The organism is Anoxybacillus flavithermus (genome assembly GCF_002742685.1).
In the GTDB taxonomy this organism is placed as follows: Bacteria; Bacillota; Bacilli; order Bacillales; family Anoxybacillaceae; genus Anoxybacillus; species Anoxybacillus flavithermus_E.
Genome location: NZ_PEDM01000002.1, coordinates 116511 through 142030 on the forward strand (window position 1 = coordinate 116511; position 25520 = coordinate 142030).

Annotated in this window: 21 protein-coding genes; 10 read left to right on the forward strand and 11 right to left on the reverse strand. The window is 41.1% G+C overall.

Annotation, left to right across the window (positions count from 1 at the left end; genetic code table 11):
• The first annotated feature begins 32 nt into the window (after positions 1-32).
• The 4 genes from CS060_RS02650 to CS060_RS02665 are packed head-to-tail and all read left to right on the forward strand — an operon-like array spanning position 33 to position 1402.
• Positions 33-617, forward strand: a complete 585-nt coding sequence (locus CS060_RS02650) for a spore germination protein GerPC (protein ID WP_099668668.1) — start codon at positions 33-35, stop codon at positions 615-617.
• Positions 614-811 carry a spore germination protein GerPD gene (locus tag CS060_RS02655; protein WP_035050692.1) on the forward strand — a complete coding sequence of 66 codons (198 nt, stop codon included), beginning with the start codon at positions 614-616 and terminating at the stop codon, positions 809-811. Before CS060_RS02650 ends, CS060_RS02655 begins: the two co-directional genes overlap by 4 nt.
• The gene (locus tag CS060_RS02660; RefSeq protein WP_035050693.1) at positions 808-1206 is read left to right on the forward strand and encodes a spore germination protein GerPE; all 399 of its coding nucleotides are present in this window, start codon (positions 808-810) and stop codon (positions 1204-1206) included. The genes CS060_RS02655 and CS060_RS02660 overlap by 4 nt, the downstream gene beginning before the upstream one ends.
• Positions 1181-1402: a spore germination protein gene (locus CS060_RS02665; protein WP_035050695.1), complete on the forward strand. Its 222-nt coding sequence runs from the start codon at positions 1181-1183 to the stop codon at positions 1400-1402. The genes CS060_RS02660 and CS060_RS02665 overlap by 26 nt, the downstream gene beginning before the upstream one ends.
• Here the strand turns inward: CS060_RS02665 and hlpB are convergent.
• The 8 genes from hlpB to CS060_RS02705 form a co-directional block, all read right to left on the reverse strand.
• Positions 1399-1677: an HNH nuclease-like protein HlpB gene (gene hlpB, locus CS060_RS02670; RefSeq protein ID WP_035050697.1), complete on the reverse strand. Its 279-nt coding sequence runs from the start codon at positions 1675-1677 to the stop codon at positions 1399-1401. The two genes, CS060_RS02665 and hlpB, sit on opposite strands and share 4 nt — an antisense overlap.
• A 12-nt stretch (positions 1678-1689) precedes the next feature.
• On the reverse strand, positions 1690-5049 hold the full coding sequence (locus CS060_RS02675; RefSeq protein ID WP_099668669.1) for an AAA family ATPase: 3360 nt from the start codon (positions 5047-5049) through the stop codon (positions 1690-1692).
• Complete coding sequence (locus CS060_RS02680; protein ID WP_035049050.1) at positions 5046-6209, reverse strand: exonuclease SbcCD subunit D; 1164 nt, start codon at positions 6207-6209, stop codon at positions 5046-5048. Before CS060_RS02680 ends, CS060_RS02675 begins: the two co-directional genes overlap by 4 nt.
• 1 nt (position 6210) lies before the next feature.
• Positions 6211-9840, reverse strand: a complete 3630-nt coding sequence (gene addA / locus CS060_RS02685; RefSeq protein ID WP_099668670.1) for a helicase-exonuclease AddAB subunit AddA — start codon at positions 9838-9840, stop codon at positions 6211-6213.
• 4 nt (positions 9841-9844) lie between these two features.
• Positions 9845-13309, reverse strand: a complete 3465-nt coding sequence (gene addB, locus CS060_RS02690) for a helicase-exonuclease AddAB subunit AddB (protein WP_099668671.1) — start codon at positions 13307-13309, stop codon at positions 9845-9847.
• Between the two features lie 16 nt (positions 13310-13325).
• Positions 13326-13928, reverse strand: a complete 603-nt coding sequence (locus tag CS060_RS02695) for a TVP38/TMEM64 family protein (RefSeq protein ID WP_099668672.1) — start codon at positions 13926-13928, stop codon at positions 13326-13328.
• Between the two features lie 65 nt (positions 13929-13993).
• Positions 13994-14512 (reverse strand): competence protein ComK, encoded by a 519-nt coding sequence (locus CS060_RS02700; protein WP_082180297.1) that lies wholly within the window; start codon positions 14510-14512, stop codon positions 13994-13996.
• A 181-nt stretch (positions 14513-14693) separates the two neighbouring features.
• Positions 14694-15905 carry a YqcI/YcgG family protein gene (locus CS060_RS02705; RefSeq protein WP_306559368.1) on the reverse strand — a complete coding sequence of 404 codons (1212 nt, stop codon included), beginning with the start codon at positions 15903-15905 and terminating at the stop codon, positions 14694-14696.
• 283 nt (positions 15906-16188) lie between these two features.
• Between CS060_RS02705 and CS060_RS02710 the strand changes: the two genes are divergently transcribed.
• Positions 16189-16797: an HD domain-containing protein gene (locus tag CS060_RS02710; RefSeq protein WP_035049058.1), complete on the forward strand. Its 609-nt coding sequence runs from the start codon at positions 16189-16191 to the stop codon at positions 16795-16797.
• 77 nt (positions 16798-16874) lie between these two features.
• Here CS060_RS02710 and aceA read toward each other — a convergent pair whose 3' ends face one another.
• Together aceA and CS060_RS02720 are read right to left on the reverse strand one after the other, a co-directional pair.
• On the reverse strand, positions 16875-18161 hold the full coding sequence (aceA, locus tag CS060_RS02715; protein ID WP_035049059.1) for an isocitrate lyase: 1287 nt from the start codon (positions 18159-18161) through the stop codon (positions 16875-16877).
• A gap of 216 nt (positions 18162-18377) precedes the next feature.
• Positions 18378-19625 (reverse strand): M48 family metallopeptidase, encoded by a 1248-nt coding sequence (locus CS060_RS02720; RefSeq protein ID WP_035049061.1) that lies wholly within the window; start codon positions 19623-19625, stop codon positions 18378-18380.
• Positions 19626-19768: 143 nt separating this feature from the next.
• Between CS060_RS02720 and CS060_RS02725 the strand changes: the two genes are divergently transcribed.
• On the forward strand, positions 19769-20359 hold the full coding sequence (locus CS060_RS02725; RefSeq protein WP_035049063.1) for an SCO family protein: 591 nt from the start codon (positions 19769-19771) through the stop codon (positions 20357-20359).
• A gap of 84 nt (positions 20360-20443) precedes the next feature.
• On the forward strand, positions 20444-22549 hold the full coding sequence (locus tag CS060_RS02730) for a methyl-accepting chemotaxis protein (protein ID WP_035049065.1): 2106 nt from the start codon (positions 20444-20446) through the stop codon (positions 22547-22549).
• 17 nt (positions 22550-22566) lie between these two features.
• Here CS060_RS02730 and CS060_RS02735 read toward each other — a convergent pair whose 3' ends face one another.
• Positions 22567-22938 (reverse strand): helix-turn-helix domain-containing protein, encoded by a 372-nt coding sequence (locus tag CS060_RS02735; RefSeq protein ID WP_257211107.1) that lies wholly within the window; start codon positions 22936-22938, stop codon positions 22567-22569.
• A gap of 118 nt (positions 22939-23056) precedes the next feature.
• On the opposite strand from CS060_RS02735, the gene CS060_RS02740 reads away from it, so the two are divergent.
• The 3 genes from CS060_RS02740 to CS060_RS02750 all read left to right on the forward strand — a co-directional run bounded on the left by CS060_RS02740 (position 23057) and on the right by CS060_RS02750 (position 25420).
• Positions 23057-24415: an HD-GYP domain-containing protein gene (locus tag CS060_RS02740; protein ID WP_035049069.1), complete on the forward strand. Its 1359-nt coding sequence runs from the start codon at positions 23057-23059 to the stop codon at positions 24413-24415.
• A 63-nt stretch (positions 24416-24478) separates the two neighbouring features.
• On the forward strand, positions 24479-25039 hold the full coding sequence (locus tag CS060_RS14255; protein WP_257211104.1) for a response regulator transcription factor: 561 nt from the start codon (positions 24479-24481) through the stop codon (positions 25037-25039).
• Between the two features lie 15 nt (positions 25040-25054).
• On the forward strand, positions 25055-25420 hold the full coding sequence (locus CS060_RS02750) for an EAL and HDOD domain-containing protein (RefSeq protein ID WP_257211105.1): 366 nt from the start codon (positions 25055-25057) through the stop codon (positions 25418-25420).
• The last annotated feature ends 100 nt before the right edge of the window (positions 25421-25520 follow it).

The window sequence follows — 25520 nt, forward strand, 5'->3', positions numbered from 1 at the left end:
TAAAAGGGTCGGCAAAGAAGGAGGCGTCATACATGTGGCACGATTATTTTAAACAACTCGAAGCCTATTTAAAATGGCAACAACAAAAAATGCAATCGCTTGAACAAGTAGTAAACGATTTACAACAACAATATGAACAACTAAAAAAAAAGCCGCATACAACGATTGAAAAAATTGAATATCATTTTGATCAATTAAAAGTGGAAACGTTAGAAGGAACGTTGAATATCGGTCTAAATCCTGCAACGTTTGGGGAAGATACGATTGAAAATTTTGCGGTTCCAAAAAGCCAAACGATCATTCCACAACCAACACCGATTTTCCGCAACATTCAAACAGCCGTTCATTCGTATTTACAGGAAGAAGGAGAAAACATCATCGCCCGCATCGAGCAAACATATGGACGTTCACTCGATTCGTCATATCGCCAATTTATATTGCAAGATATTGCGCGGCAAATTGATGATCGCATTCATTTTTATTTACGCCAATACGGAGAACATGAACAAGAAAACGATACATTACAACAAACGATCATTTCTTACTTAAAAAGAGATATTGAACATTCAATTGACACGTTTTTAAAACATTTACCACGAGAGGAGACGAACGAATGAATATGACAGTCGTGAATCATCATCTATCTGTCGGTCATATCGCCATCGGAGGAGTAGCAAGCGCCTCGCTCGTATTAATTGGTGACAGCGAAATGATTCAACTAGCTTCCGCATTTGATACTCCGCCCGAATCGTTAATTATCGGTCCGTTTCCAGAAAAACAAAACAATAAAAAAAATGAGGAAAAGCGATGAGCCGCCTTTCCGTCGTCCACTTTCTAAGGGCAAACGCTGTTGTCTTTAGTTCTGTCGTGCAAATTGGAGATAGCCAAGAAATTCGTCTTTCCGGACGAGCGTTAGCTGTTCAACGACAACTCGAATACGTCGACAGCAGAGAATTTCCTCTTGCCTTTCCGATTTTCACAAAGCCGATTCCGCTTCCACCTGTAGATACTGAACCGGTTTGCCGTTATACGCTGCACGATTGTCCACTCATCGCTGTTCATTCCGTTCGCGTAATCGGAATTTCTTCTACATCCGTCGTGCATATCGGTTCAACAAAAAACGTAGAAGCCGAATCACGAGTGAAACATATTCGTCAACTGACAGAAAGGAGACAAGAACATGCCAGCTCTCGTCGGTCCAATTAAAATTAACCTCGTCGCTAGCGGTGCCGTCATGCAAGTGGGTGATACGTTGTATGTATCACCGAAAATTAGTTCGAAAACATTTGCTGGCGCAGGCGCGTTTAATACCGGTAATTTTATTATCACTAACAACGGCATTAGCTTAACGAATACACTTGATTCCGATGTATTTGATCAAAACGTTGCGGGCAATGCTTAACGCTTTTGCCGTTTCGCTTTTTTTATTTTCGGTATCCGCTCAGCTGGTTGTTTGCGAATCCAGCGAACAAATGACGCAATTTGTTCATCACATTGTAGCCGTTCAATCGTATAGAGCCGACTTGCTAACTCTTCATTCGTATATATAGCGTGAATTTGTTTATGGCACGGGATGCATAACTTTGCTGTTTCTGTACCCCCGTACTCTTTTGGGGTTAAATGATGAACAGTTAATACGACATCTTCTCTTCCGCACAGTTCGCATATTCCTTTCATTGCAAGTCTCCTTTACATCACTTCAAGCTGGACCGTCGTTCCCTTCCCAGACGGTTCTGCTGGTTTCACAATGAGCCGTTTCGGCATGCGTGCATGTAATTCTTGTACGTGGCTAATGACTCCAATCGCCATATTGTCTGCACGCAATCGCTCTAATGCGGTCATCACGACATCTAACAACTCTTGGTCAAGCGTACCGAATCCTTCATCTAAAAAGAAAAATTGAAGCGGATATTCCCCACGCAGTTGAATTTGCGCTGATAGTGCTAATGCTAACGATAAAGACGTTAAAAACGTTTCGCCTCCTGATAACGTCGTCACCGGGCGACGTACACCGCCGTTTGCGTCGTCACGAATGACAAAACCGCCTTCCGAATCTAACTCAATCGCATACCGCTGTCTCGTTAATTCACCAAGTCTTTCCGAAGCGTAGCGCGTCACGTGAACGAGCTGTTCCTCGGCAATAAATTCAACAAAGCTGTTGCCGCGTAATACTTTTTGTAACTCTTCATACTGATTGACCATCTTCTCAAGTTGCGCTCGTTCTTTTTGCAATTGTTCAAAGCGCGCATGTTTCGCTTCCAAATCAGCGACGATCGCTTCAAGTGAACCGAGTTGGCGCATATGTTCGTCCACTTGTTGCTTCACTTCTTCATACTCACGCATCGTTTCTTCCCATTGCTGTTTCGTTATCGTCATGCCGTTCATCGCTTCATGTAATCGTTGCCATTCGTTTTGCAACTTCGTGAGCACATCTTTATATTGTTGAATGCGTTGAGCAATTTGTTGTCTCATTTGTTCGTCTAGGCGGGAAGCGAGTACGTCATCGACCGTTTTCCACGGACTTTTTTGCAATTGCTCAGCCAAAACATGTTCTGCTTCTTTTTTTCTTTTTTCCCCTTCTTGTAAAGCAATGTCTGCCGCTTGTTTGTCCGCTTGCAACGTATGCAGTTGTTGTTGCAATGACATCCATCGAGCATACACCTCTTCTTCTTCACGCTTGACACGTTGCAATCTTTCCTCTATACGAATGAGCTGTTGTTTTACGGACTCCTCATTCATTCCTTCTGGCAACGTTCGTTTATATTGTTCGTATTGTTGTTGTTGCATATTCCATTCCGTCATACGCTCTGCTTTTTGTTTCATGACTGTTTGATATGTTTCTTTCCAACGCTCAAGTTCAGCTCGTTTATCGTCTAACACGGAAACGCTTTTTTCAATGCGCTGTTGTAGCTGTTGCGCTTCCCGCTCACGCTCACGAAGGTCGCTAACTAGTGCATCGATTTGTTCAAACGATAAATCCGGATACGCCTCATGCCACATCATTGTTTCTTTTTCTACGCGCGCGCGTCGCTCGGCACATTTTTCCTCCAATTGAGCGATTTGTTGATGCATCGTTTCGATTTGATACGCATGTTGCTGTTTTTTTTGCTTTTGTTCGTTCCATCGTTCCATATGACGATATACCCGCTCGCGACATGCGATATAATCTTGTTGCAATGCCTTCCATTCGACTTCTGCCTCTTTGAAAATGGAAAGAGGCGTTTCTTCAACTTCGCGTTTCACTTTTTCGACATCGACACGTTGTGGCAGCGACTGACGCGCCATCAGTTCAGCTAGTTGTTCGACTTGCATTTTTACTTGTTGCATAGCCGCAATGAGTTGTTCCCCCATTTGAACGGAGCGGTCAATTTGTTCGATCACTTCTTCATCAAGTATAACTTGTTGTCTTTTTGCCCGATTTGGATGATGTGTTGAACCACACACCGGACAAGGATCACCATCGTGCAAACGTTCCGCTAACGTCGCAGCTAAATCGTACAGTCGTGCCGCTTCGATTTGCTTTTTTTCTTCCTTCCATTTGTAGACGAGCACCATCGCTTGTCTTTCTCGTTCGCATACGCGATGATATAACGATTCGATATGATGATACTCTGCTAATAAACGCGTTTCATATTGTTCTATTTTTTTTATTTCTTCATCATGCGTACGCTTCATCATTTCGTATGTTTTCTGTTTTTCTTCTTTTTCCTTTTCTATTTCTTCAAGCGCTTGTTGTTGCAATTGAATGTGCTTCTTTTTTTCGTACGCTTGCTCTAATCGCTCTTTGATATGCACGTCGACTTTTTTTTCTTCCCATTGTTTTTTTAACTCTGCTTGTTTCGCACTCCATGTTGTATATTCTTTCGTGCACGTGTCAACCATTTGGAGCGCTTGTTGTTCTTTTTGCTCGATCTCTCGCAAACTCGCGCGTAGCTTGGCTTGTTGTTGTTCAAGCGACCGCATAAACGCCAACGTTTGTAGCGCTTGTTTCAGCTGCTCTTGTTTTTGTAACGCTTTCGGTTCTTCTTCGTTCTTTTTCGCACGACATTGTTCATATTGTTTACTTGCTCGTTCATACATCGCGCTTGCTTGCTGTAATTGGACACCCAATTCACTAGCTTTTTGTTGCCAATGTGCAACCTCTTTCTCGCTTCGTTCTACTTGTTCAATATACGGTACGAGCCGCTCCGCTTCTTTGCTTCGTTCATACGTCTGCTCAAGCTGCTTCATATGTGCTTCTTGCTCGCGCCATTCGTTCAGTTCATGTTCTACTTTTTCTTTTTCACATTGCCATTGCCATAATTGCTTTTGTTTTTCGTATCGTTCGTACATGTCACGCAATGCACTTTTCGCTTGTTCGAGCGCCTCCTTTTTTTCTGCTAGCGCCTGTTTTTGTTTTTCGACTTGTTCTTTTGATGCATCGCCAAGCCCCGCTTGTTCCCCTTTAATCGCTTCGAGCTTTGCTGACGCTTCGGCTAATTTATTTTTTAACTTTTTATTTAATTCATCGCCATATCGTTCGAGATGAAACAACCGTTGTAACATTTGACGGCGTTCCGCTCCCTTTAACGATAAAAATTCTGCAAATTTTCCTTGTGGCAAAACGACAGCCCTTGTAAAATCTTTCATTTCTAAACCGAGCAGCTGTTTCAATTGCTCATCAACAAGACGGGCCTTATCTGCGATAACGACACGTTCCTCTCCTTCTTCAATAAGGCGGCTAACAACAGAACGAATGCGCAAAGCATCCGCCCGCTTAAACGAGCGTTCAACCGTATACCGTTTTACTCCTTTCGCATTTTGCAATTCAAACGTAAACGAAACAAATAGTTCATTTTCTGATTGATTCATAATCCCATTCGTTTGATTGGACGCCCGTTCTACATTTCCATATAAAGCGAGCGTCATCGCATCTAAAATTGACGACTTTCCGCTTCCTGTCGGTCCGAAAATACCAAATAATCCACCTTCACATAGTTTTTCAAAATCAATGGTTTCTTTTTGACGAAAACTATGCAATCCTGCAATCGTTAAACGAATCGGCTTCATTGTTCGTCCTCCTCGGCAACGAGCTGTAAAAATAGTTGAACGAGCTCTTCTGATGGCTTTCCTCCGCCTGTTTGCCGTTCATAAAAGCGCGTAAATAACGTTTCAATTGGCACATCGGTATGCGCTTCACGAATAATTTCTTCTTTCTTTAAGTAGTTCGGGCGAATATGAACAAATCCATCATACAATTTGCGTAGTCGATGTGTTTCTTCTAACGTTAACGATTGCTCGACATCAATTTCTAAATCAATCCACGCCCCACGGTCGCGCCCTTCTTCAATCCAACGATACACTTGCGCAAGCCCGTCTGTTGCCCTCCATTTCACGAGCGGACGTCCTTTTGACAATAAATATTCCGAAATGACCGGTGTGCAACATGGCTGCACGTCAATGATCGTAACGGATTTGCTATATCCCGCTTCGGAAAAACTGTAAGCAAGCGGTGAGCCAGAATAGCGTGCCGGCATGGCGGCATGTTTCACATCTTGCGGACGATGCAAATGCCCGAGCGCGACATATTGCGCGCTTGCAGGGAAGCTTGCAGGAGATACGGTATACGCTCCCCCAAGCTCAATCGGACGCTCGGAGTCGCATGTAGCCCCGCCTGCAACATATAAATGACTCATCGCAATGTTCACCGCATCCTCGCGAAACGATTTGTTCATTTTCGCAAAAATGGCGCGAATGCGCTCATCATATCGTGCGCGTAACAACGCTTCGTCGCATTCCTCTGCCAACAATTCGTTCAAGCGCGACTCTGACGGATATGGGAGCGCTCCGATCATTAATGTTTCATCGCTTGAAGGAACATGAATTTGTTGCACGCGATCTGTCGGAAAACCTAGCAACGTGATGGCGTGCATATTTGCAATCGGAGCAGCAGCGCTTAAACGCCCCGGATGATCATGGTTTCCTGCAATGACGACAACGTGACGCTTACCGTAATCGCTTAACCGCGAAAGCGCTTCGTAAAAAAGCTTTTCCGCATCAGCAGGCGGATTGACTGTATCAAACGCATCGCCAGCAAGCAATACGACATCAATGTTTTCTTTTTGTACAATTTCTACGATTTCATCGATCACCGCTTCTTGCTCAGGAAGACGGCTTCGTCCTTCAAGCGTTTTTCCTAAATGCCAATCCGCTGTATGTAAAATGCGCACATCAATCCACCTCCATCGGCACGAGTAGGGCGCCATCAAAAGCGTACACGTACGTTTCTGTTACTTCCCTTTTCCAAATGGCTTCAATCGCTTCCCGATATAGCGCCAATTGCCCTTCGTATCGTCGCTTCAGTTGTTCCTGTGGGTCATTCATCCACGACACGCGATCTGTTTTATAGTCAATTAAAACGAGCCCATGCTCATCTTCAAACACGCAATCAATAACCCCTTGAACGACAACTGTCTCGCCTTCCATTTCGTGCGCCAAATAAAATGGCACTTCGCGCTCAAGCCGCGTCGCCCGTTGCATTCGCTTGCCAAGCGGAGTGTTAAAAAAGGCGACAATGCTTTCTACATCAACAGCTTTTGCTTGTTCTTCCGTTAGCCACTCACCGTTTACCATGCGTGCGATTTGCTCCTGCACCGCATGAGCAGTCACTTCTTTTGTTACGTCGATATGTTGCATCACAAGATGCATGATCGTTCCTCGTTCGGCTGGCGTTATCGTTTTCGCTTGCAAAAAGCGCGGCCGTTCAATGATTTCTTTTCGAAACGGCTGTTCAGCATGTTCACCGTATATGTCGCGTTGCCGTTTTAATTCTGATACACTTTGTTTCGCCCTTAACGTCGTTGCGCTCGCATACGTATACGTCCAAAAAAGACGGCGCTTGACTTCTTCTTCATATTCACTTTTGATCGCCACAGGTTGCAGTTGTTGCATCGCTTCAACGATGTCACGATGCTCATTCGCTTGTTCATCTTCTTGTTCAAGCTCATGGGCTGGCACAACGTGCATCTCCCATAGCGATGCATCATGAAGCACCGTTTTCGACGGGCAAATGCTTTGCGGATGACGGATGAGAGCATAACCGATCCAATCCGCATAGCTTTTCGCCTTTTCAATCATATAAGCTGGCAATTCCCACGTTGATGTATAAGTGACTTCTTGCCATTTTTTCTTTTTCGCTTCGATATCTTTTGCCGTACAGACGATGTACAATTTTTCTTTTGCGCGCGTTAAGGCAACGTATAAAATACGCATTTCTTCCGCAAGCAGTTGCCATTTCATTTTTTTCTTCATCGCTAATTGCGCAACAGTCGGATAGCTTGCGCGCCACGTCGGATGAACAAAGCGCATCCCTAATCCGAAATCTTTATCTAATATATAGTCGCCACGTAAATCTCGCATATTAAACGATTTCGATGCACCAGCTAAAAAGACGACCGGAAACTCAAGCCCTTTACTTTTATGAATCGTCATCATGCGCACAACATCTTCTTGTTCTGTCAGCGAACGAGCAGCACCAAAATCGTTGTCACGCTCTTTTAACCGCTCAATAAAGCGTAAAAAACGAAAAATGCCACGAAATGACGTTTGTTCATATTGTTTTGCGCGGTCATACAACGCACGCAAATTCGCTTGCCGCTGTTTTCCACCAGGCATTCCGCCGACGTAGTCGTAAAAGTTTGTTTCCCGATACAATTGCCAAATGAAATCAGCAAGCGGCTTTTGTCTTGCCGCTGTACGCCACTCCGACAAATACGAAAGCCAACGTTTGACTTTTTCATAAAGCTCATCATCTTGTGACTGCTCGACAAAAGCAAGCAGCGCCTCATAAAAAGCCCCGTCTTTTTTCGCTAAACGAATGCGCGCCAATTCATTTTCGTCCAATCCAACAATGGGTGAGCGAAGCACTGCCGCAAGCGGGATGTCTTGATACGGATTGTCAATGACTTTCAAAAGCGATAACATGATAGACACTTCGGTCGCTGAAAAGTAACCTGTCGACAACTCGGCATAGACAGGAACGTTTTGCTTCCGAAATTCTTCTAACATCGCTGAAGCAGATGACATCGAGCGGCATAAAATGACGATGTCGCGATACATTAAGCGCCGTTCTCCTTTTAAGCGACGATCGTAAATGAAAAACGGCTCGGCAAGCAATTGCTTGATTTTTTTAGCGATCCAGCGCGCTTCGAGCTGAACAGCCGTTACATCCTCTTGTTCCTCTTCATCGCTTTCTTGTTTTGCTTCATTAATCCACACACATTCGACCGGCACTTGTTTTTCCGGATAATCACGCGCGCCAAAGCGAAGCGCCGCATCATCGTCATAGCGCATGTCCCCGACCGTTTCCGTCATGAGTTGTCGGAAAATAAAGTTCGTTCCGTCTAATATTTCTTTTCGGCTGCGAAAGTTTTTCGCTAAATCGATGCGAAGTCCACCATCGCCTTCTTTCGTAAATCGATTATATTTTTGTAAAAAAAGCGACGGTTCCGCAAGACGAAAACCGTAAATCGACTGTTTCACGTCGCCGACCATAAACATGTTGCCCGTTGCTTCATCGTCGTTCGATACGAGCCGTAAAATAGACTCTTGCACCATATTCGTATCTTGATATTCGTCGACGAGCACTTCAACAAATTGCGCTCGATAATAAAGAGCCGCTTCCGACGGCTTGAACTCATGCTCGGGAGAAGGAGCGCGTAAAATGCGTAAACAGTAATGTTCTAAGTCTGAAAAGTCAACAATCCCTTTTTCGTCTTTTTTCGCTTGCAATAGCTCAGCAAACCGCTGCACCATCTGTACGATCGTGGCAACAATCGGCTTCATTTCGCGCAAATGGCGCACGTATGTCGCCGGTTGAAACGAAAACAATTCTTCTGTTAAACTTGTTATTTCTTTTTTCACTTGATCGCGCAGCTTTTTTACCTCATCAATTAATGGCTCGTCATATGCTCCATCTTTCGGCTTTCTTTTTGCCGTTGCAAACGATACGTTTTTGATCGTTTCGTGCAGCTTTTGCCACGACTCATGGCGCGCTTCTTTTAGCTTTGCAATGACTTGTTCGTCGCTTGCGAGCGTATCGTGCAAATAATCCGGTCCGCCTGGCTCTTTCGTTTTTTGCAACGCTTGCGCCAAGCGTTGTTCCGCCGCCTCTAGCGCTAAATCAACCGCTTGGAAAAGGTAATGCGCATATGGTAAATCGTCAACGCGTGCGTGTTCTGCGACATCGTACATATGAACGATTTGTTGTAACCATTCGTTCGGATTTGGATGCGAACGAGAAAATTCATATAGCCGTAAAATAAGCGTTTGTAAATCCGCATCTGTGCGATCGCTCGTATAGCGATCAACAACAGCTAAAAATGCTTCGTCGTTTTCTGCATAATATTGCTCAAATAACGTTTCTAACACTTCCTCTTTTAATAGCGCCATCTCTCCTTCATCCGCAATGCGAAATACCGGATCAATGCCGATGACGTAATAATATTTGCGAATGACATCTAAACAAAACGAGTGAATCGTTGAAATAGACGCTTTTTGCAAAAGACTGAGCTGTCTACGCAAATGAAGCGAATGCGGCTCTCTTTCAAGCGCTCGTTCTAATGCTTCCCCAATGCGTTGGCGCATTTCTGCAGCCGCGGCATTCGTAAACGTCACAACAAGCAACCGATCGACATCGATCGGCTGCTCTTTATGCAATATTTTTTGAATGATGCGCTCGACAAGCACTGCCGTTTTTCCTGATCCTGCGGCGGCGGCAACGAGCGTATGTTGACCTGTGGCATAAATCGCTTTCCATTGTTCATCTGTCCATTGACTTTCCGGTGGTTTTGGCGGAATCACACAATCACTCCTTTAACCATTCATCAATCTGTTTCGGTGTTAATATGCGATATTGTTCCGCATCGACCCCTTCGTCAAATTGGCACACATCGCGAAACTCACAATATTGGCATGCTGTTTTATCTTTTTGTTTATATGGTGCAATATGTGTAACACCTTCTATCATTTGTTCACCGACATCGACGATCAGACGGCGCACATGTTGCCTTAACATCGTAAATTGTTGCTCAGTTAACACTTTCGAATGTTGCGCAAACGTTCCATTTTTATTGAAACGAACAGGAATAACGAGAGAACTCGTTCCCGGCTCTACTTGTTCATCCATCAGCCGTACCGTCTGTTCATCCGCTAACACGTAGCCCCCCATTTTAAACTGTTCTAAAAACTTTTTCTCTAGCTCGTGTTCCTCAAGCCATTCATTCAGTTTCATCGTCGGGTTATGAATCGGAAAATACAACACCCCTGCCGGAAATGCCGATGTACCAACAAGCTTTTCCGCATACTCAAGCACGACATCTAAATACGCTAACATTTGCAACGCTAAGCCGTAATATACTTCCGTTAAATCGAGCGTCTTTTGTTTCGATTTATAGTCAATAATGCGAAGAAGTACACCTTGTTCGCTCGTTGCTTGATCGACGCGGTCAATGCGCCCAACAAACTGCAACACCGTTCCGTCCGATAATGTAAATGTAAGCGGCGGGAGCAACTCCCCTTCACCAAATCCTAATTCAACACCAATCGGCACAAATCCGCTTCTTTTCGCATGTTCGCTTAATACGGTGGTGGCTTTCGTCATAATCGTTTGCAGTTTTTTCTTCATATATCGGTAACGGTGTGTGCTTAACAACACTTCTTGTTGAATGTACGGAGCAATTTGCTCCACCGCCTCATATGACAACTGTTCACATTGTTGTTTTGATAATTCACTCCATGGAAGCTGTTCTTCTCGCAGACGATTCGCAATCACTTTTAGCGCTTCGTGAAACAACTGTCCCATATCTGGCGCCTTTAATTGAAAGACTGTTCGTTCCTTTAACTTTAAACCGTGCGCGGCAAAATGAGCGAACGGACAGCGGTTAAACGTCTCCATACGCGAAATGCTCGCCTTCACTTTTTTTCCATATAACTCTTTCGCCAACTGCTTCCGTAACGGTTTCGCACGGTTTTCGTAAAATAACGCACGCACAACGACCGCGATTCGTTCTTTCCATTGCTCATGTTGGACGTAGGTGTTGTATACATCCCACCACATCGGGGCGATGGCGTATTGTCGCTTCCACGCTTCAAGTTGCTGCACTAACGGACCGAGCGTGGCAATATCGTTTGTCATATATGACAATTGTTCATGAGGCGGAAGGAAAAACGGATCGGCTCCCCATTGCATTTTCTTCACATGCGGAAACATATCCGTCAGCCGCTTAATAAACATCGATGGCAACAACGTTTTTTCTTGCTCGTCAGAGAGCGCATACGTCACATATAAACGTTCAGACGGGCTAACAAGCGCTAAATAAAGCAAAAAAGGTTCGTCAAGCAATCGATCACGGCTTGCTGGAGCAACGCGTACGGAATAATGATGCAACAATTCGCGATCTGTTTCCGACAACATGCCATCATCATTTTTGCGCATCGGAATGACGCCTTCATTTACCCCGACAAGAAACGTACAGCGAATGTTCGAAAGACGGGAACGATCAAAATGCGCAATTAACACTTGGTCTGTCGCTGGTGGCACGAGAGAAAACTGCAAACTTTCAAATCCCGTTTCAATAATCGTAAAAAACGTTTCGAGCGAGAGGGATTCATCGCCTAATATTTCCACATATTCATCAAGCAAATGAATAAACGCTTGCCATACTTGTTCATGATGGCGGGCAGCGGACAGATCGCCTCTTTCTTCTGCTTCATCGCGTAAACGTTCTAATTTTCGGGGAATATGGAGCTGTTCTGCATATGCATATAGCGCTTCACATCGCTCACGCCCTGTCTTTGCTTGTTTTAATCGCTTTTGTAAAAACAACAACGGAGAAATGACAAGCTTGCGCCATTCATTTAATTGTTGTTCATATCGTTTTTCCTCATCGGTTTGTGGGGCGTGTATGCCTTCTAGCCCTTTATATTTACGATACGTCCAATGCTCTGTCCACTTATCTCCTTGGATGCCGGAAGCAAGCACATAGTTTTCAAGCTGATCCATCGCCATGCGCATCTCATGTACAGATTGCTCAAGCGAGAAAAACAAGTCTGTTTTTACAGCACGAAATACCGCTTCATAACGAAAATTTGTCCGCACCGCTTCCATACTTGCGCGCAACCATTCAATAAATGGATGATCAAGCATCGGTTCTTTTTCGTCAATAAAATACGGGATGCGGTAATCAACAAATACTGTTTTTAACACATCGCGATAGTCTGAAACGTTTCGAATGAGCAAAGCGATGTCACGATAGCGATATCCTTCATCGCGCACGAGCTGAACGATTTCGCGCGCAATCCCTTCCATTTCTGCTCGTCGCGTGGTCGCTTCTCCAATGACGATCGCTTCCGTCTGTTTTTCCAACTTGCAAACAGGTCGTGCATCATAACATGCTTCAAGATGACGAAGCTCTTCATGTTTGTGGCGAACGTTGTCATGAAGTTGCATGACGTTGTCAATCGCTATCCCGTTTTGTAATGCAATTTCACGCAATTGCGCATACGTTCGCCACGTGCTGCGAAATACGTGCAAATCGTTTGGCAGTTGTTCATACGGGGCATCTAACGTAAGCGCAACGGTCACATGCGGGCAATGAATAAATAATTGTTCGATGACCATATATTCTTGCGGCGTAAATTCATAAAAGCCGTCCATGTAAATGCGCGCGCGTTTCATATAAGAAGAATGGCGAATTTTTTCGGCAAGCAAACGCAAATAATCTTCTGAATCGACATAATGATGCGCCATATGCTGTTCAAATTGCTCAAAAATCATGGCTGTATCTTTTAATTTGTCGGCAAGCCCAACTTCGTTTGCGGTCGCATGACGGCGCAGCTCTTCTTCCGTTTGTTTTAACGTTGCTGGAGTGACACAATATCGTTTATATTCCGTCAACATTCGTTCAAGTTGTTCAATAAAGCCGCGTTTGTCAGCTGCTTTTCGAAACAGCTTTAACTGTTCTTTTTGCTGTTCAACAATTTTCCTTAGCAACATATGTACGCCTGTTTGCGTTAAATGATGGCGGCTCATGCCGCCTGTCTCTTGCAAGACGCGCCAAGCAAGACGTGTGAAACTAAACACTTGTGCGCGAATCATTCCTTTTATGTTTTCTTTCATTAAAGCGTATTCCGATTGAAACGTCATTTGTTCAGGAACAAGATAAATAATCGGAGCGCCATCGGGTTCATGCGCAAGTTGTTCGATTATTTCCTTTAAACACATCGTCGTTTTTCCGCTTCCTGAGCGCCCGATGATGAAGCGTACAGACATATTCGTTCATCCTTTCTTATTTTCCGTCATGCAATGCGAAACGTTGCTCGACTTTTTTTCCAATATACCAAAGGAGAAAAATGGCGACTGCCACAAACACCGTACGCATCGGTTGGCGAATAAGCGCTACCACATCATAACCAATAAAACTAATCATAAACACCATCACCATTTTTCCAAGCAAAACAGCAAGCATATATTGTTGCATCGCAATGCCCGATAGCCCTGCAACCACATTGACCGCCGCTGATGGTGTAAACGGAAAACAAAGTAGTAAAAAGAGCGGACCGAATCCGCGTCGTTCCACCCAATGCATCATGCGGCGAATCATCGGGTGGCGATGTAAAAAGGAGAAAAATCGTTGCCTCCCGATTTTTCGAACGAGAAAAAAGACGAGCAGTGAGCCTACGCTCGTTCCAATCCATGAGATGAAAAACCCTTTCCAAAGACCGAATGCCGCCGCGTTTGCCATGACAAAAACGAAAAGCGGCAAAAACGGTAAAAACGCCTCTGCCATCGGCAAGACGATGCCGGGAATCACGCCAAACGAACGATATTCGGCTAACATATCAAGCATATGTTTGATCGTAAACCATTGTTTTAATTCCTCTAAACTCATACAGTAACCCCTTTGCTACGTGCTCATGCTTATATTGTACAAGTTTAGAGGAAAAGAGAAAACTACTACGACCATTCCTTTTCCCGTAAATATAATAAATACATCATTTTCCTTTCGCGTGCTTCAATTCGTTCGTTCATTTTTGTTCGCAACTGAGCCGTACGATGTAGCTGATTCACGAATGAATGATGCGAAATACATAGCTCTACGCTCATGCCATTTGAAAACGTAATGCGCGTTTTCCCACCTTGAACATGTTCATGATGACGAATATGCAAATGAGATAGCCATACACATTGAGGATTCATTGGGGAGATCGTTGGAAAAAAGAAAATTTCGTTCGTTGGTTCGACTGCAATTGGTGCTTTATGCGAAGTGCCGATAATATGCCTCGCTCCATCTTTCCTTCCTCTTAAACTTGCGCCATAATACAAACAACTTTGTTCAATAATTTCCATCGGACTTTTTTTCACGATGATTTCTCCATCTTCCTCCAACGCTTTCGTCCATATTTGTTTATCACGAGAAAACGGAAAAAGTCCCATCGTATAGCGTGTCAAATGGAGATGCTCGACAATGAGCATACAGCTCCCTCCCTTATTTTTATACACTTTCATATTTTTCGACTATTCAGTACCCCAACATCATCACCTCAGACAGGTTGAAGAGGTCTGACGATCGGTTACTCGGTGTTTTGTCACGCGAAGGCGCGACAAAACACACTTTCGAATAGCTTCCGATAGACGAATATGTTGTAGTCATATACTACATGTTTACATTACTTTGCACCACTTCTTTTTCCCACCATTTCACAGGTGCATCATCAACATTTATTGGTTTTACATACTTATAGGCTTCTAACGGCTGCCTCACTAAGTCAATATTATATTCAGAGCCATTTTCTCTAAATTTTTTTCTAATTATTTCTTTTATTGACTCACGCTTAGCATTCCCAGAATGAATGCCATGATGGTCAAAAGAAAACTCCGGTTGCAAAAATATAAACGTAGAAAATGGATTGTACGAGTACCTCGGATGTTTCTCAGGGTAACATGGGGCAAATGTGGTGATAAAGAAAGTTTGATCCCCAAACGAAAATCTCCAATCCGGCTTAAGAATATTTTGATTCATACAATGAGCCTTTGCTGGATCGTTATCACTTAAATACTTTAAGACTCGTTTTAATGTATAGGATAAATTCTCTAATGTATCTCCATATCCTTTACCATAAGCTTCAATAACAAACCCATCAAGTCCTTCAAAAGGAGCGACTCTATTAAAACGCTCCAATAGTTTTAAATTTTTTTCGAGATTTTCCTCTAGTGACATGCTTTCAATAAAGCTATAACTTCCCCAAATTTTTGATCTTGATGAGAAGATACAACTTGTTTTTTCAGCTACCTTTTTAAACCTTTGAATAGTTAGTGATGTTGTAGGATCTTGAAAATAACCAAATCTTCCTTTATCCCTTGATAAACTCTTCTGTAGAACCTGATCAACTTCCTCAAATAAGTCACCTTTCAAACTCTTAGATATAGATACAAGGAGGACATGTAACTTAGCAATTTCTGTGGAAACTCTAGATGCACTTTCTCCCTTTTTCCGCACTTTATCCCCCTCATAGTGATTTAAAATCCTTGAAATTTTAGATAATTGAACAGATACATTCAAGAAGGACTCGGTAATATCACAACACTCGGGAATTGAATCATACAATTTGTTTGTATTGCTACAGTAACCCATATTAGCGAACTCTTCGTCAAGATTTACACAATACTGATTAGCTAAGCATGTGGAGATAATGAACACATCAGAAAGCTCCTTGATTAAATTTCCATCTTCTCCATTCCCCCTAATTTCCTCTGCGACTTCTCCAACTTCTTCACTAAGTCGTGCCAAAGCAGAAAGAGGAGTCCAATACCCTCCTAATCTTAAAATAACTTCTTCAACCTTTTTTTTGGTAAATAGACATTTTATTCATCACACATTCCTCCTAGAACACTAAATAAAACTTCTAAAAAATACATGAAATAACATGTAAAATTATAACTTATAAAGAAATATAGTTCAAATACAAAAATTACTTTCAAATACTTTCAAAAATTAAAATCATCACTTAAAATGAACGTATATAAAAGAACACTTTGTAGCGTTAAGATGAGTAATCTTATCTTTCGACAATCAAAAAATGAAGTCAAACTTACTAGTTGTAGCCATAAAAAATAAAAATATAAAATGAATGGGGAGGAAACATTTGTTTATGAACGACATAGATAAAATTATGAATGCCATTAAACTTGCACAAAATCTAAAAATGGAGTTAAGACACAGTTGGTTATCTAATGGGAGACAGGAAAGTGTAGCGGAACATACGTGGAGAATGGCTTTCATGGCAATGCTAGTCGCCCCTTACATAAAAAAAATAAATCAAGAAAAATTAATAAAGATGATTATTATTCATGATCTCGTTGAAGCTATCGCCGGTGATATCCCTGCGTTCAATACACTTCATGAAACTGAAGCAAAGATCCAAAAAGAACAGATGGAATTTGAAGCGGCTCTTAAAATAAAAAACATTCTCCCACAAAAAATAGGAGAAGAAATATTTAACCTATGGTTAGAATTTGAAAAGAAAGAGACATATGAAGCAAAAGTTGCTAACGCCCTTGATAAGTTAGAGGTGCAAATTCAACATAATGAAGCAAACATTTCAACATGGTTAGAAATAGAATATGAAATGGTATACAAAATGTCCAAACATGTTAATTTCGATTCTTTTCTTAATCAGTTAAAAGATATGGTAGAAAAAGAAGGAGAGGAAAAAATGATAGAATCAGGGATAAAAGTAGAAAAATACAAAAACATATAGAATCAATGATGTTGTTTTATTTACAAAAACCACCCCAAATGATTCAGTTATACTAAATCATTTGGGGTTATTATCCTTTACGCACCCGTAAATTGTTCTTCTTCTGTCGAACCTTTTAACGCCACCGTTGATGCTTGACCGCCTGTGATAACAAGCGATACTTCGTCAAAGTAACCTGTTCCGACTTCACGTTGATGGCGTGTAGCTGTGTAACCATATTTTTCTGCCTCAAACTCTGCCTGTTGCAATTCAGAGTAAGCCGCCATGCCGCGATCGCGATAGCCATGTGCTAACATAAACATGCTGTAGTTGAGTGCGTGGAATCCTGCCAATGTAACGAATTGGAACTTGTAGCCCATTTTTCCGAGCTCCACTTGGAAGTTTGCGATCGTTTCGTCATCCAATTTTTTCTTCCAGTTAAATGAAGGCGAGCAGTTGTACGCAAGCAATTTGCCTGGGAATTTTTCATGAATCGCTTCCGCAAAACGACGTGCTTCTTCTAAGTTTGGTTCGCTCGTTTCGCACCAAATTAAATCCGCATACGGTGCATATGCCAATCCGCGCGCAATCGCTTGGTCTAATCCCGCACGCGTACGGAAAAAGCCTTCTGGCGTACGCTCACCTGTAATAAACTCTTGATCGCGCGGGTCGATGTCGCTTGTAATTAAGTCGGCTGCGTTCGCATCTGTGCGCGCAATTAATACGGTTGGGACTCCCATCACATCTGCCGCAAGTCGCGCCGCAATTAAATTACGAATCGCTGTTTGCGTTGGAAGCAGCACTTTTCCGCCTAAATGGCCGCACTTTTTCTCTGAAGACAATTGATCTTCAAAGTGGACGCCTGCTGCTCCTGCTTCAATCATCGCTTTCATCAGTTCAAATACGTTCAATTGACCGCCAAATCCTGCTTCCGCATCGGCAACGATCGGCAAGAAATAGTCGATGTCTTCTTTTCCTTCCACATATTGAATTTGATCGGCGCGTTGAAGCGCTTGGTTAATACGCTTTACAACGTGCGGCACGCTGTTTGCTGGATATAAACTTTGGTCTGGATACATATGACCCGCTAAGTTCGCATCCGCTGCCACTTGCCAACCGCTTAAATAAATCGCTTTTAAACCTGCTTTCGCTTGCTGCACCGCTTGGTTTCCTGTTAGAGCACCGAGCGCATGCACATAATCTTCCGTATTTAATAAATGCCAAAGTTTTTCCGCTCCGCGACGCGCTAGTGTATATTCAATATCAAGCGAACCGCGCAACTTAATGACATCTTCTGCGCTATACGGGCGCGTAATCCCTTTCCACCGTTCATCCAATTGCCAACTTTCTTCTAACTGTTTCACACGTTCTTCGAATGTTGCCATTTCCTTCTCCCCCTTGTTTTTTATCGTAACCCCTCTGTTTTCGTGCATATGACCCCCAAAAAGTTATGACGCTCTTTTCTCTATGTACGAGCTTTGATACGTCTCCCACCCCTCTTGTTATAATACACGTTTTTCTTTTGACGTTTTTATTATATAACACAATTTTCAGAAAAGAAAGTATTTTTATGAATTTTTTTCAAAAAAATTATCCTACTTCTATTGTTGCTCTAAAAAAATTATCCGTTCTAAGATTGTCGGATGGCTGTAACGAAATAGTTTGACGAGATAAGGTGGATGTACTTGACTTAAACTTGAGCGGGTCAACTGTTGAAACGTCGAGATCGCCGCTTCTTTATTTTTCGTTAGCTCAATCGCATACTTGTCCGCGGCATGCTCTTCGTAACGGGAAATGGCATTCATCGCAGGGCTTGCCGCAAAACTGAATAGCGAAATCAATAGTAAAAACATTGGTAAAGAAGCGAGGTCATTCCATTTTTCAATGCGACAAAGCACGCCAAAACGTTCAATCATTCGTTTCATCCATCGATTCGTCAACAACAACCCGACAAATGTCACAACAATATATAACCCAATCCCCCAATAAATATGTTTCATGACGTAATGCGCCATTTCATGCGCCATAATAAATAAAATTTCATCTTCGCTTAACCGCTCAAGCGTCGTATCCCATAACACAATGCGCGAGTTGTTGCCAATGCCTGTGACATACGCATTTAACGCATTCGTTTTTTCCGACATGTTTACTTCAAACACGTGTTCAGCTGGGATGTTTGCTTTCTCCGCTAACGCTAAAATTTTTGCTTCAAGCTGTTTATTTTTCAGCGGATAAAAATCGTTATAAAGTGGATCAATAAAGACGGGCTGAATAAACGTTAAAAAAAGCGTAAACGGAATGGAACAAAGCCACGCGTACACCCACCATCGCTTTTCGAATTTTTGCATAAGCGTATATAATACATACACAACGACAACCATGATCGCATAATTCACCCAAAAATCAATCAGTTCATCACGCATCCAACTCGAAAACGTTTGGGTTGAAATATGGTACATTTTCGCCATGTAGTAACTTGTATAGCTAAGCGGAAACGTCACAACTTGTACAAGAAGCGATAACCAAAAGACGTAAATCGCCGTTTGCATAAACCGCTGTTTTGTCGTTGCCTCCGCCCACTGTTGAAAACGCGCTGACAAACCAAACAACAACACAAAAATATAAATGACCCACTCATATGGAACAGATAAGAAAAATAAAAAGTTTTTTACTTCCGAAAACTGTTCAGCAAGCATCAGTTCTTTTTTCGTTAAAAACGTTGCAGGATCTGCGCTCGTTCCCTTATATTGTGCTGGAATAGATGAGTCTGTCCATTGAAATAAGTAAAATGCAAAAAATAGCGCATACATTGCATAAAGAAACAACGTCCAAAAAGCCATTTTTCTCATTTTCCTTCCCCCTTGTCCATCGTTACTACTAGTTTAGTTTTTCATTCGCCATTTAGAACAACGAAAAAATTCAAATAATTGTCACGTCCCATTCTCCTCATTGGCACGTTGATTATGTATGATGAAAGTGGGAGGGATATACGTTGAAAAAACTATATATCGGCTTTTTTAGTTTACTTGCACTTTGCATTGGTATAGGCATATTTTATTTTTCTTACTACCGCCAAGATAAAATGGAGTTTCCAAAAGACGTGACGATGGAAACTGCATGGGGAAAACCGTATTCATTTCGTAACATGGAACCGAAAGTGCGGCTACTAGAGTTTGTGTACACAAACTGTCCAGACATTTGTCCAAGTACGTCATTTCAAATGAAACAGTTAAAAGAACAGCTCGAAAAAGACGGCTTGTTTAAAACGAAAGTCGAGTTTATTACAATTACGATCGATCCAAAACGCGACACACAACAAGTGATGCAAACGTATGCGAACATGTTCGGAGTAGAAAGCGATGACGAAGGATGGATTTTTTTGAGAGGTAGTGAAGAAGATACAAAAAAAGTGGCCGACGCGTTTAACTTCTTATACCGCGATCCTGGAAACGGCATGCTTATTCATACGACGCTCACATACTTTTTAGACGAAAACAACCGCGTCATCGCCACATTCGGCATGGGCGAAAAAGGGTTTGATAAAGAGAAAGTTTATAAAGAAATTGTAAAAGAGGCGAAATAGCCTCTTTTCTCTTGTCTGACTACTGTGTCTTATATTAATATGTTGTGGTAATAGTACTTTAGAACTATACAGGGGGAGTATATCATGAAAAGGTGGAAAGATCGGAGTCTTATTTTTCGAACAGCTTTTTTGCTGTCAACAATGGTCGCAATCATTACAATTAGTGCCGTTTCTTTTTTGTTGTACCAGTTTTTAAACGAAGAAAAGCAGTTAACAAAATCATATGCTGTGGCAGAAACGAAATCATATGCACATACTATCGAAACAGTTTTCACCCATGCTGAAACGATTGCAGATACATTTGCAAAATATATGTTATTCGCAAAAAAACATCAATTAACTCGCGAACAAGTGTTAGAACATATGCACGATTTACTCGATCATAACAAGCAATTGCTCGGCATTTATACGTTGTGGGAGCCAAATGCATTTGATGGAAAAGATACAATGTACGTTAATAAAGAAGGACACGATGCAACAGGTCGTTTTGTACCGTATGTCGTTCGTAGCGATGGAACAATTATTGTCGAAGCAAGCCGTGATTATGATAAAAAGGGAGCAGGGGACTATTATTTAATACCAAAAAATATTAAAAAACCGTTGTTACTCGAGCCTTACACATATGAAGTAAATGGGAAAAACGTGTTGCTTACATCACTCATTTTCCCACTTCTCGATCCTGAAACAAATCAGTTCTTAGGTATTGTCGGCGTTGATTTTGAAGTGTCATTTTTACAACAACTTGTTAGTAAAGAAAAGCCGCTTGGCGGATATTTAAATTTTATTGACGGAAATGGAACAATTATCGCCAGCGGTTTAGATGAAAAGTTTATCGGAAAAACAATTACATTAGATAAAGAAAAAACGGTATTACAGCGCATCGCAAATCATGAACATTTTTCAGATGAAATTTATTCTAAACTTGTTGGAGACGATGTTTTGCGCGCTTTTGCTCCAATTGACTTACCGCGATTCGAAAAAACATGGGCACTTGTATTATCCGTCCCTACCCATATCGTGTTTAAACGTGTACAAACACTCGCAATTGAAGGAGCAGTTGGCGTTATCGCCATCATTTTATTACTTACCGTTTTTATTACAGTAACGCTCCGCCGTATTTTATTACCTGTACGCCATACAGCACTTGCTGCGCAACAAATTGCTGAAGGGAATTTAAATATTCATATTCAATCGTTACCTTATGCTGATGAAGTAGGAACGTTGACAAAATCAATGGAAGAAATGGTAAAACAGCTTCGCGAGCAAATCGGAACATTGTCTGATGAAAGCAACCAATTAACAAACGAAGCCAGTCATATCGCAACAAACGCGAAACAAAATAGCGAAGCAAGCACATATGTGCATGAAGTGATGAGTGAAATTACAGAACGGACAACGTCACAAACGGAAGCATTGCTTGAAAGTATGAAGGCGATGGAAGAAATGGCGATTGGAGTTCAAAAACTAGCCGAGTCGACATCAGAAGTAGCTGACTCAGCGAAAGAAATGTCCGATGAAGCAAAACAAGGAAAAGAGCAACTAGAACAAACCGTAAAACAAATGGAGCAAATCGAACAATCTTTCGCTCTTATTAACAAACAAGTGAATAGCCTCACATCATATTCTGAACAAATCGGAAATATCGTCGCAACGATTAGTGCAATCTCATCACAAACGAATTTGCTTGCTTTAAATGCCGCCATTGAAGCAGCTCGAGCAGGTGAAGCAGGAAAAGGGTTCGCTGTTGTTGCTGAAGAGGTACGGAAACTAGCCGAACAAGCAGATGAAGCAGCAAAACAAGTGAGTGACCTTATTGGACACGTCCAGCATCAAGTGCAGGAAGTTGCCGAAGTAACAAAACAAGGTGCAGATGACATTAAACAAGGTAGCACAGTTATCACAAGCACGACGCAAACGTTCGAACGAATTGTCCAAAAAACAGACGCTGTTTCAGAAGAAATTCAAGAAATATCCGCAGCAACAGAACAAATGTCAGCAGGTGTTGAACAAGTAACGGCATCAATTGAAAATATTGTGGAAACAGCAAAAGACGTTCAACAAGAAATTCAAGAAGCGACAAGTTCAATTGACGAACAAGCCAATATTTCAAAACAACTGGATGAATCTGCAAAACAACTAGCTCATATTTCAACGAAACTTCAGCAACTCATTCAGCGCTTCACCTTGTAGATCAGCCAATGGCTGATCTACTTTTTTTTCACAGTATTTTTTTCATCAAGTATCATTAAAATATATGAAATAATGAAATAAATATGCATTTTTTTCGTTTCATCAACATGACGTAAAATATTTATAATTTCCTCTTCTATCTGACTTTTATCATTCGTTCGTTCTGTCTGTTCATTTGCAACTAACCAATCTATCGAAACATCGAGAACACGACTAATCGGGATAAGCAAGTCTACTCTTGGAGTGACTATACCGTTCACAATCTTATTAACGGTGCTTTTCGACTGTCCTGTTTGCTCTACTAAATCTTTTTGCTTCAAATTCAACTGTTTCAGTCGCTGCTTAATTCGTTTACTGATGACACCTTTTACATCATCCACATTCACCATTCCCTTCATGTTTTGTTTCTTTTTTGGATTTTTTTGTTGAAAAATTCCTAAAAAGAAACTATAATATACACGAACAAACCTTTCTTCATCTTTTTTATTGTAATAAGGCGGTGGACTCATGGACGTTTATGCGCATGCAAAACGTACCATTTATGTAGTAGTTGTATGTTTTTATATCATTATTTCGTCTATCCTTGCTTGTATGGACGTTTCTAAAAGCTTATACGTCATATACTCATGTTTCGTGACCTTTTTCTTATTCATCATCACGATTGAAAAGAAAATAAGGAAAGTACAAGTTTTTAGAAAAGAGGAGAATGAGTATAACGTTTACAAATATATATATGTATTAAAAAAGCAACCGTTAGCAATGATGGGCACTATCACACTTTACTTTCTCGTGTTCATCGCTTTATTGTTGTTCTTTCACTTACCTATTCCGTATTTAATGATCGCCATTTGTTTATATACATTATGGCATCCACTCATCTTTCATGTGACTTATCGTTCTTTACAAAAAGTAATCGAGCATAATGTTTATTATTTTTTTGAACGTGGTTATCAAAATGCCGTAACAGCAACAGATTTTGTTCATTTATCGCACTTTCAGAAAATGTTCCACTACGGAATAGGAATGTTTGGTGTTATTTTCGCTTATATGTTACTTATTAAACTTCTCTTTATTCAAAGCCAAATGGGCGAGACTTTTTTCTTTGTTTCCTTTTTGCTTCTTTTCATTTTCATGACATTTTACATCGGTATCAGTTATACGATATCAAAGCAAATGAAACAAACGTTTCATTTGCTTTGCAGACGAATAGGAAATGCACCAATTCCGAATATACATATCGATGAGACGACTATGCTCGTTCACGCGCTAAACAGTTACAACGATAAAACAAAACACATTCTCTCCTTGTTATCAGAAATAGAACAGCAAAACGATGAATATAAATACATTGCTGAACATTCACGACGCGTTGCACATTATTGTTTGCGAATTGGTGCGCATATTGGTTTATTGGATGATCAGTTGAATAGTTTATATCACGCCGCCCTTCTTCACGACATTGGAAAATTAGGTATACCTGACTATATTTTATTAAAAAAAGAGCCTTTATCTAAAGATGAATTTTCAATCATTAAACAATATCCGATCATCAGTTACCTTATAGCAAAAAACATATTGCAAATAACAAATAAAGACTTGTTGCATGCTATTCTGTTCCATAAGGAGCATATGGACGGAACAGGGTATCCAAATCAAATTAAAGTTGAAGAAATTCCTTTGCTTGCAAGAATTATTTCTGTCGCAGATGCTTTTGATGCAATGACATCTTCTCGCCCATATCGCGATAAAAAAAATCAACACGAGGTCATGCATATTTTGAGAGAAGAAAGTGGGGTGAAATGGGATGAGGCGGTTGTCTACACACTAAACCATTTATTCACTAAAAAGGATATAAATATTGTATAATAGCGATACGAAGCTCTAGCTTTCATATCGCTTTTTTCTTGAGATGGAAGGGAGAAACATTCATTGAACTGTATACAATTGTTAAAAACAACACTTTCTTGCTTTGAACGTTCTATCGATCAACCAACTGTTCTTATTATTAATGGAGAAATTATTTTTTCCTATGACTCATCTGAAGATATAAAATATTATTTTTATAAAAATGAGTCTTATTTGAAGCAACACACTTCTGACATCACTCAACCGACCTTACTACAGTATAGTTTGTTTAATTGGGTTGTTTTTCCTATTAAAGTAAAAACAAATGATTTTCAAGCGTTATTATTTGTTTCACATCCATACCATCATGACGCACATCATTACATTACATGCTTGATGGAAACAATTGCTCTTATTATCCAAACCAAATATCGTGAGCACTTGCTTACATTAGAAATTGAACAACTATCAGAGAGAGAGAAACAAATTTTTTTTCTTTTGTTAAAAGGATACAGCAATAAAGAAATTGCACAGGAACTCATTTTAAGTCATCATACAATAAAAAATCATATTAACAATGTCTTTCAAAAACTTGACGTCAAACGTCGTTCTCAGCTTATCGCAAAATTTAGCTATCTTTTATAAATTTGGGGGAGCCATATGGACATTTATGTGGGACGACAGCCGATCTTTAATCGGAATGATGAGGTTATTGGTTATGAACTTCTGTATCGGAATGGGGAACAAAATGTTTATAATTCTATTGATGGAGACCGTGCAACGATCGATGTATTGATTAATAGTTTTATGAATATAGGTATTGAAAGATTAACAAATGGCTCTCGCTGTTTTATTAATTTTACAGAAACATTATTGAAAAGAGAGCTGCCGTTTTATTTCCCAAAACATCTTATTGTTGTTGAAATTTTAGAGTCTATTCCTTACTCCAATGAGCTGTTACACATATGCAAAAAGTTGAAAAAAGAAGGATATGTGATTGCACGTAACTATTCAGCCACATCATAAAGTGAGCTGAATATTTTTTGCTTTTCCTGTCTATGATGTGAATATTGATAGACAAGGAGGTGAATCGCATGTTGACGGTACAACAAGCTGTATTTACAGT

What these genes read in the sequence shown, in the direction of transcription:
- CS060_RS02740 (WP_035049069.1), top strand. Translation starts at nt 23,057, where the DNA reads ATGGACGTTTATGCGCATGCAAAACGTACCATTTATGTAGTAGTTGTA.
- CS060_RS02700 (WP_082180297.1), bottom strand. Translation starts at nt 14,512, where the DNA reads ATGCTCATTGTCGAGCATCTCCATTTGACACGCTATACGATGGGACTT.
- CS060_RS02695 (WP_099668672.1), bottom strand. Translation starts at nt 13,928, where the DNA reads ATGAGTTTAGAGGAATTAAAACAATGGTTTACGATCAAACATATGCTT.
- CS060_RS02675 (WP_099668669.1), bottom strand. Translation starts at nt 5,049, where the DNA reads ATGAAGCCGATTCGTTTAACGATTGCAGGATTGCATAGTTTTCGTCAA.
- CS060_RS02720 (WP_035049061.1), bottom strand. Translation starts at nt 19,625, where the DNA reads ATGAGAAAAATGGCTTTTTGGACGTTGTTTCTTTATGCAATGTATGCG.
- CS060_RS02710 (WP_035049058.1), top strand. Translation starts at nt 16,189, where the DNA reads ATGAACGACATAGATAAAATTATGAATGCCATTAAACTTGCACAAAAT.
- CS060_RS02650 (WP_099668668.1), top strand. Translation starts at nt 33, where the DNA reads ATGTGGCACGATTATTTTAAACAACTCGAAGCCTATTTAAAATGGCAA.
- CS060_RS02665 (WP_035050695.1), top strand. Translation starts at nt 1,181, where the DNA reads ATGCCAGCTCTCGTCGGTCCAATTAAAATTAACCTCGTCGCTAGCGGT.
- CS060_RS02735 (WP_257211107.1), bottom strand. Translation starts at nt 22,938, where the DNA reads ATGGTGAATGTGGATGATGTAAAAGGTGTCATCAGTAAACGAATTAAG.
- aceA (WP_035049059.1), bottom strand. Translation starts at nt 18,161, where the DNA reads ATGGCAACATTCGAAGAACGTGTGAAACAGTTAGAAGAAAGTTGGCAA.
- hlpB (WP_035050697.1), bottom strand. Translation starts at nt 1,677, where the DNA reads ATGAAAGGAATATGCGAACTGTGCGGAAGAGAAGATGTCGTATTAACT.
- CS060_RS02655 (WP_035050692.1), top strand. Translation starts at nt 614, where the DNA reads ATGAATATGACAGTCGTGAATCATCATCTATCTGTCGGTCATATCGCC.
- CS060_RS02750 (WP_257211105.1), top strand. Translation starts at nt 25,055, where the DNA reads ATGGACATTTATGTGGGACGACAGCCGATCTTTAATCGGAATGATGAG.
- CS060_RS02730 (WP_035049065.1), top strand. Translation starts at nt 20,444, where the DNA reads ATGAAAAGGTGGAAAGATCGGAGTCTTATTTTTCGAACAGCTTTTTTG.
- addB (WP_099668671.1), bottom strand. Translation starts at nt 13,309, where the DNA reads ATGTCTGTACGCTTCATCATCGGGCGCTCAGGAAGCGGAAAAACGACG.
- CS060_RS02660 (WP_035050693.1), top strand. Translation starts at nt 808, where the DNA reads ATGAGCCGCCTTTCCGTCGTCCACTTTCTAAGGGCAAACGCTGTTGTC.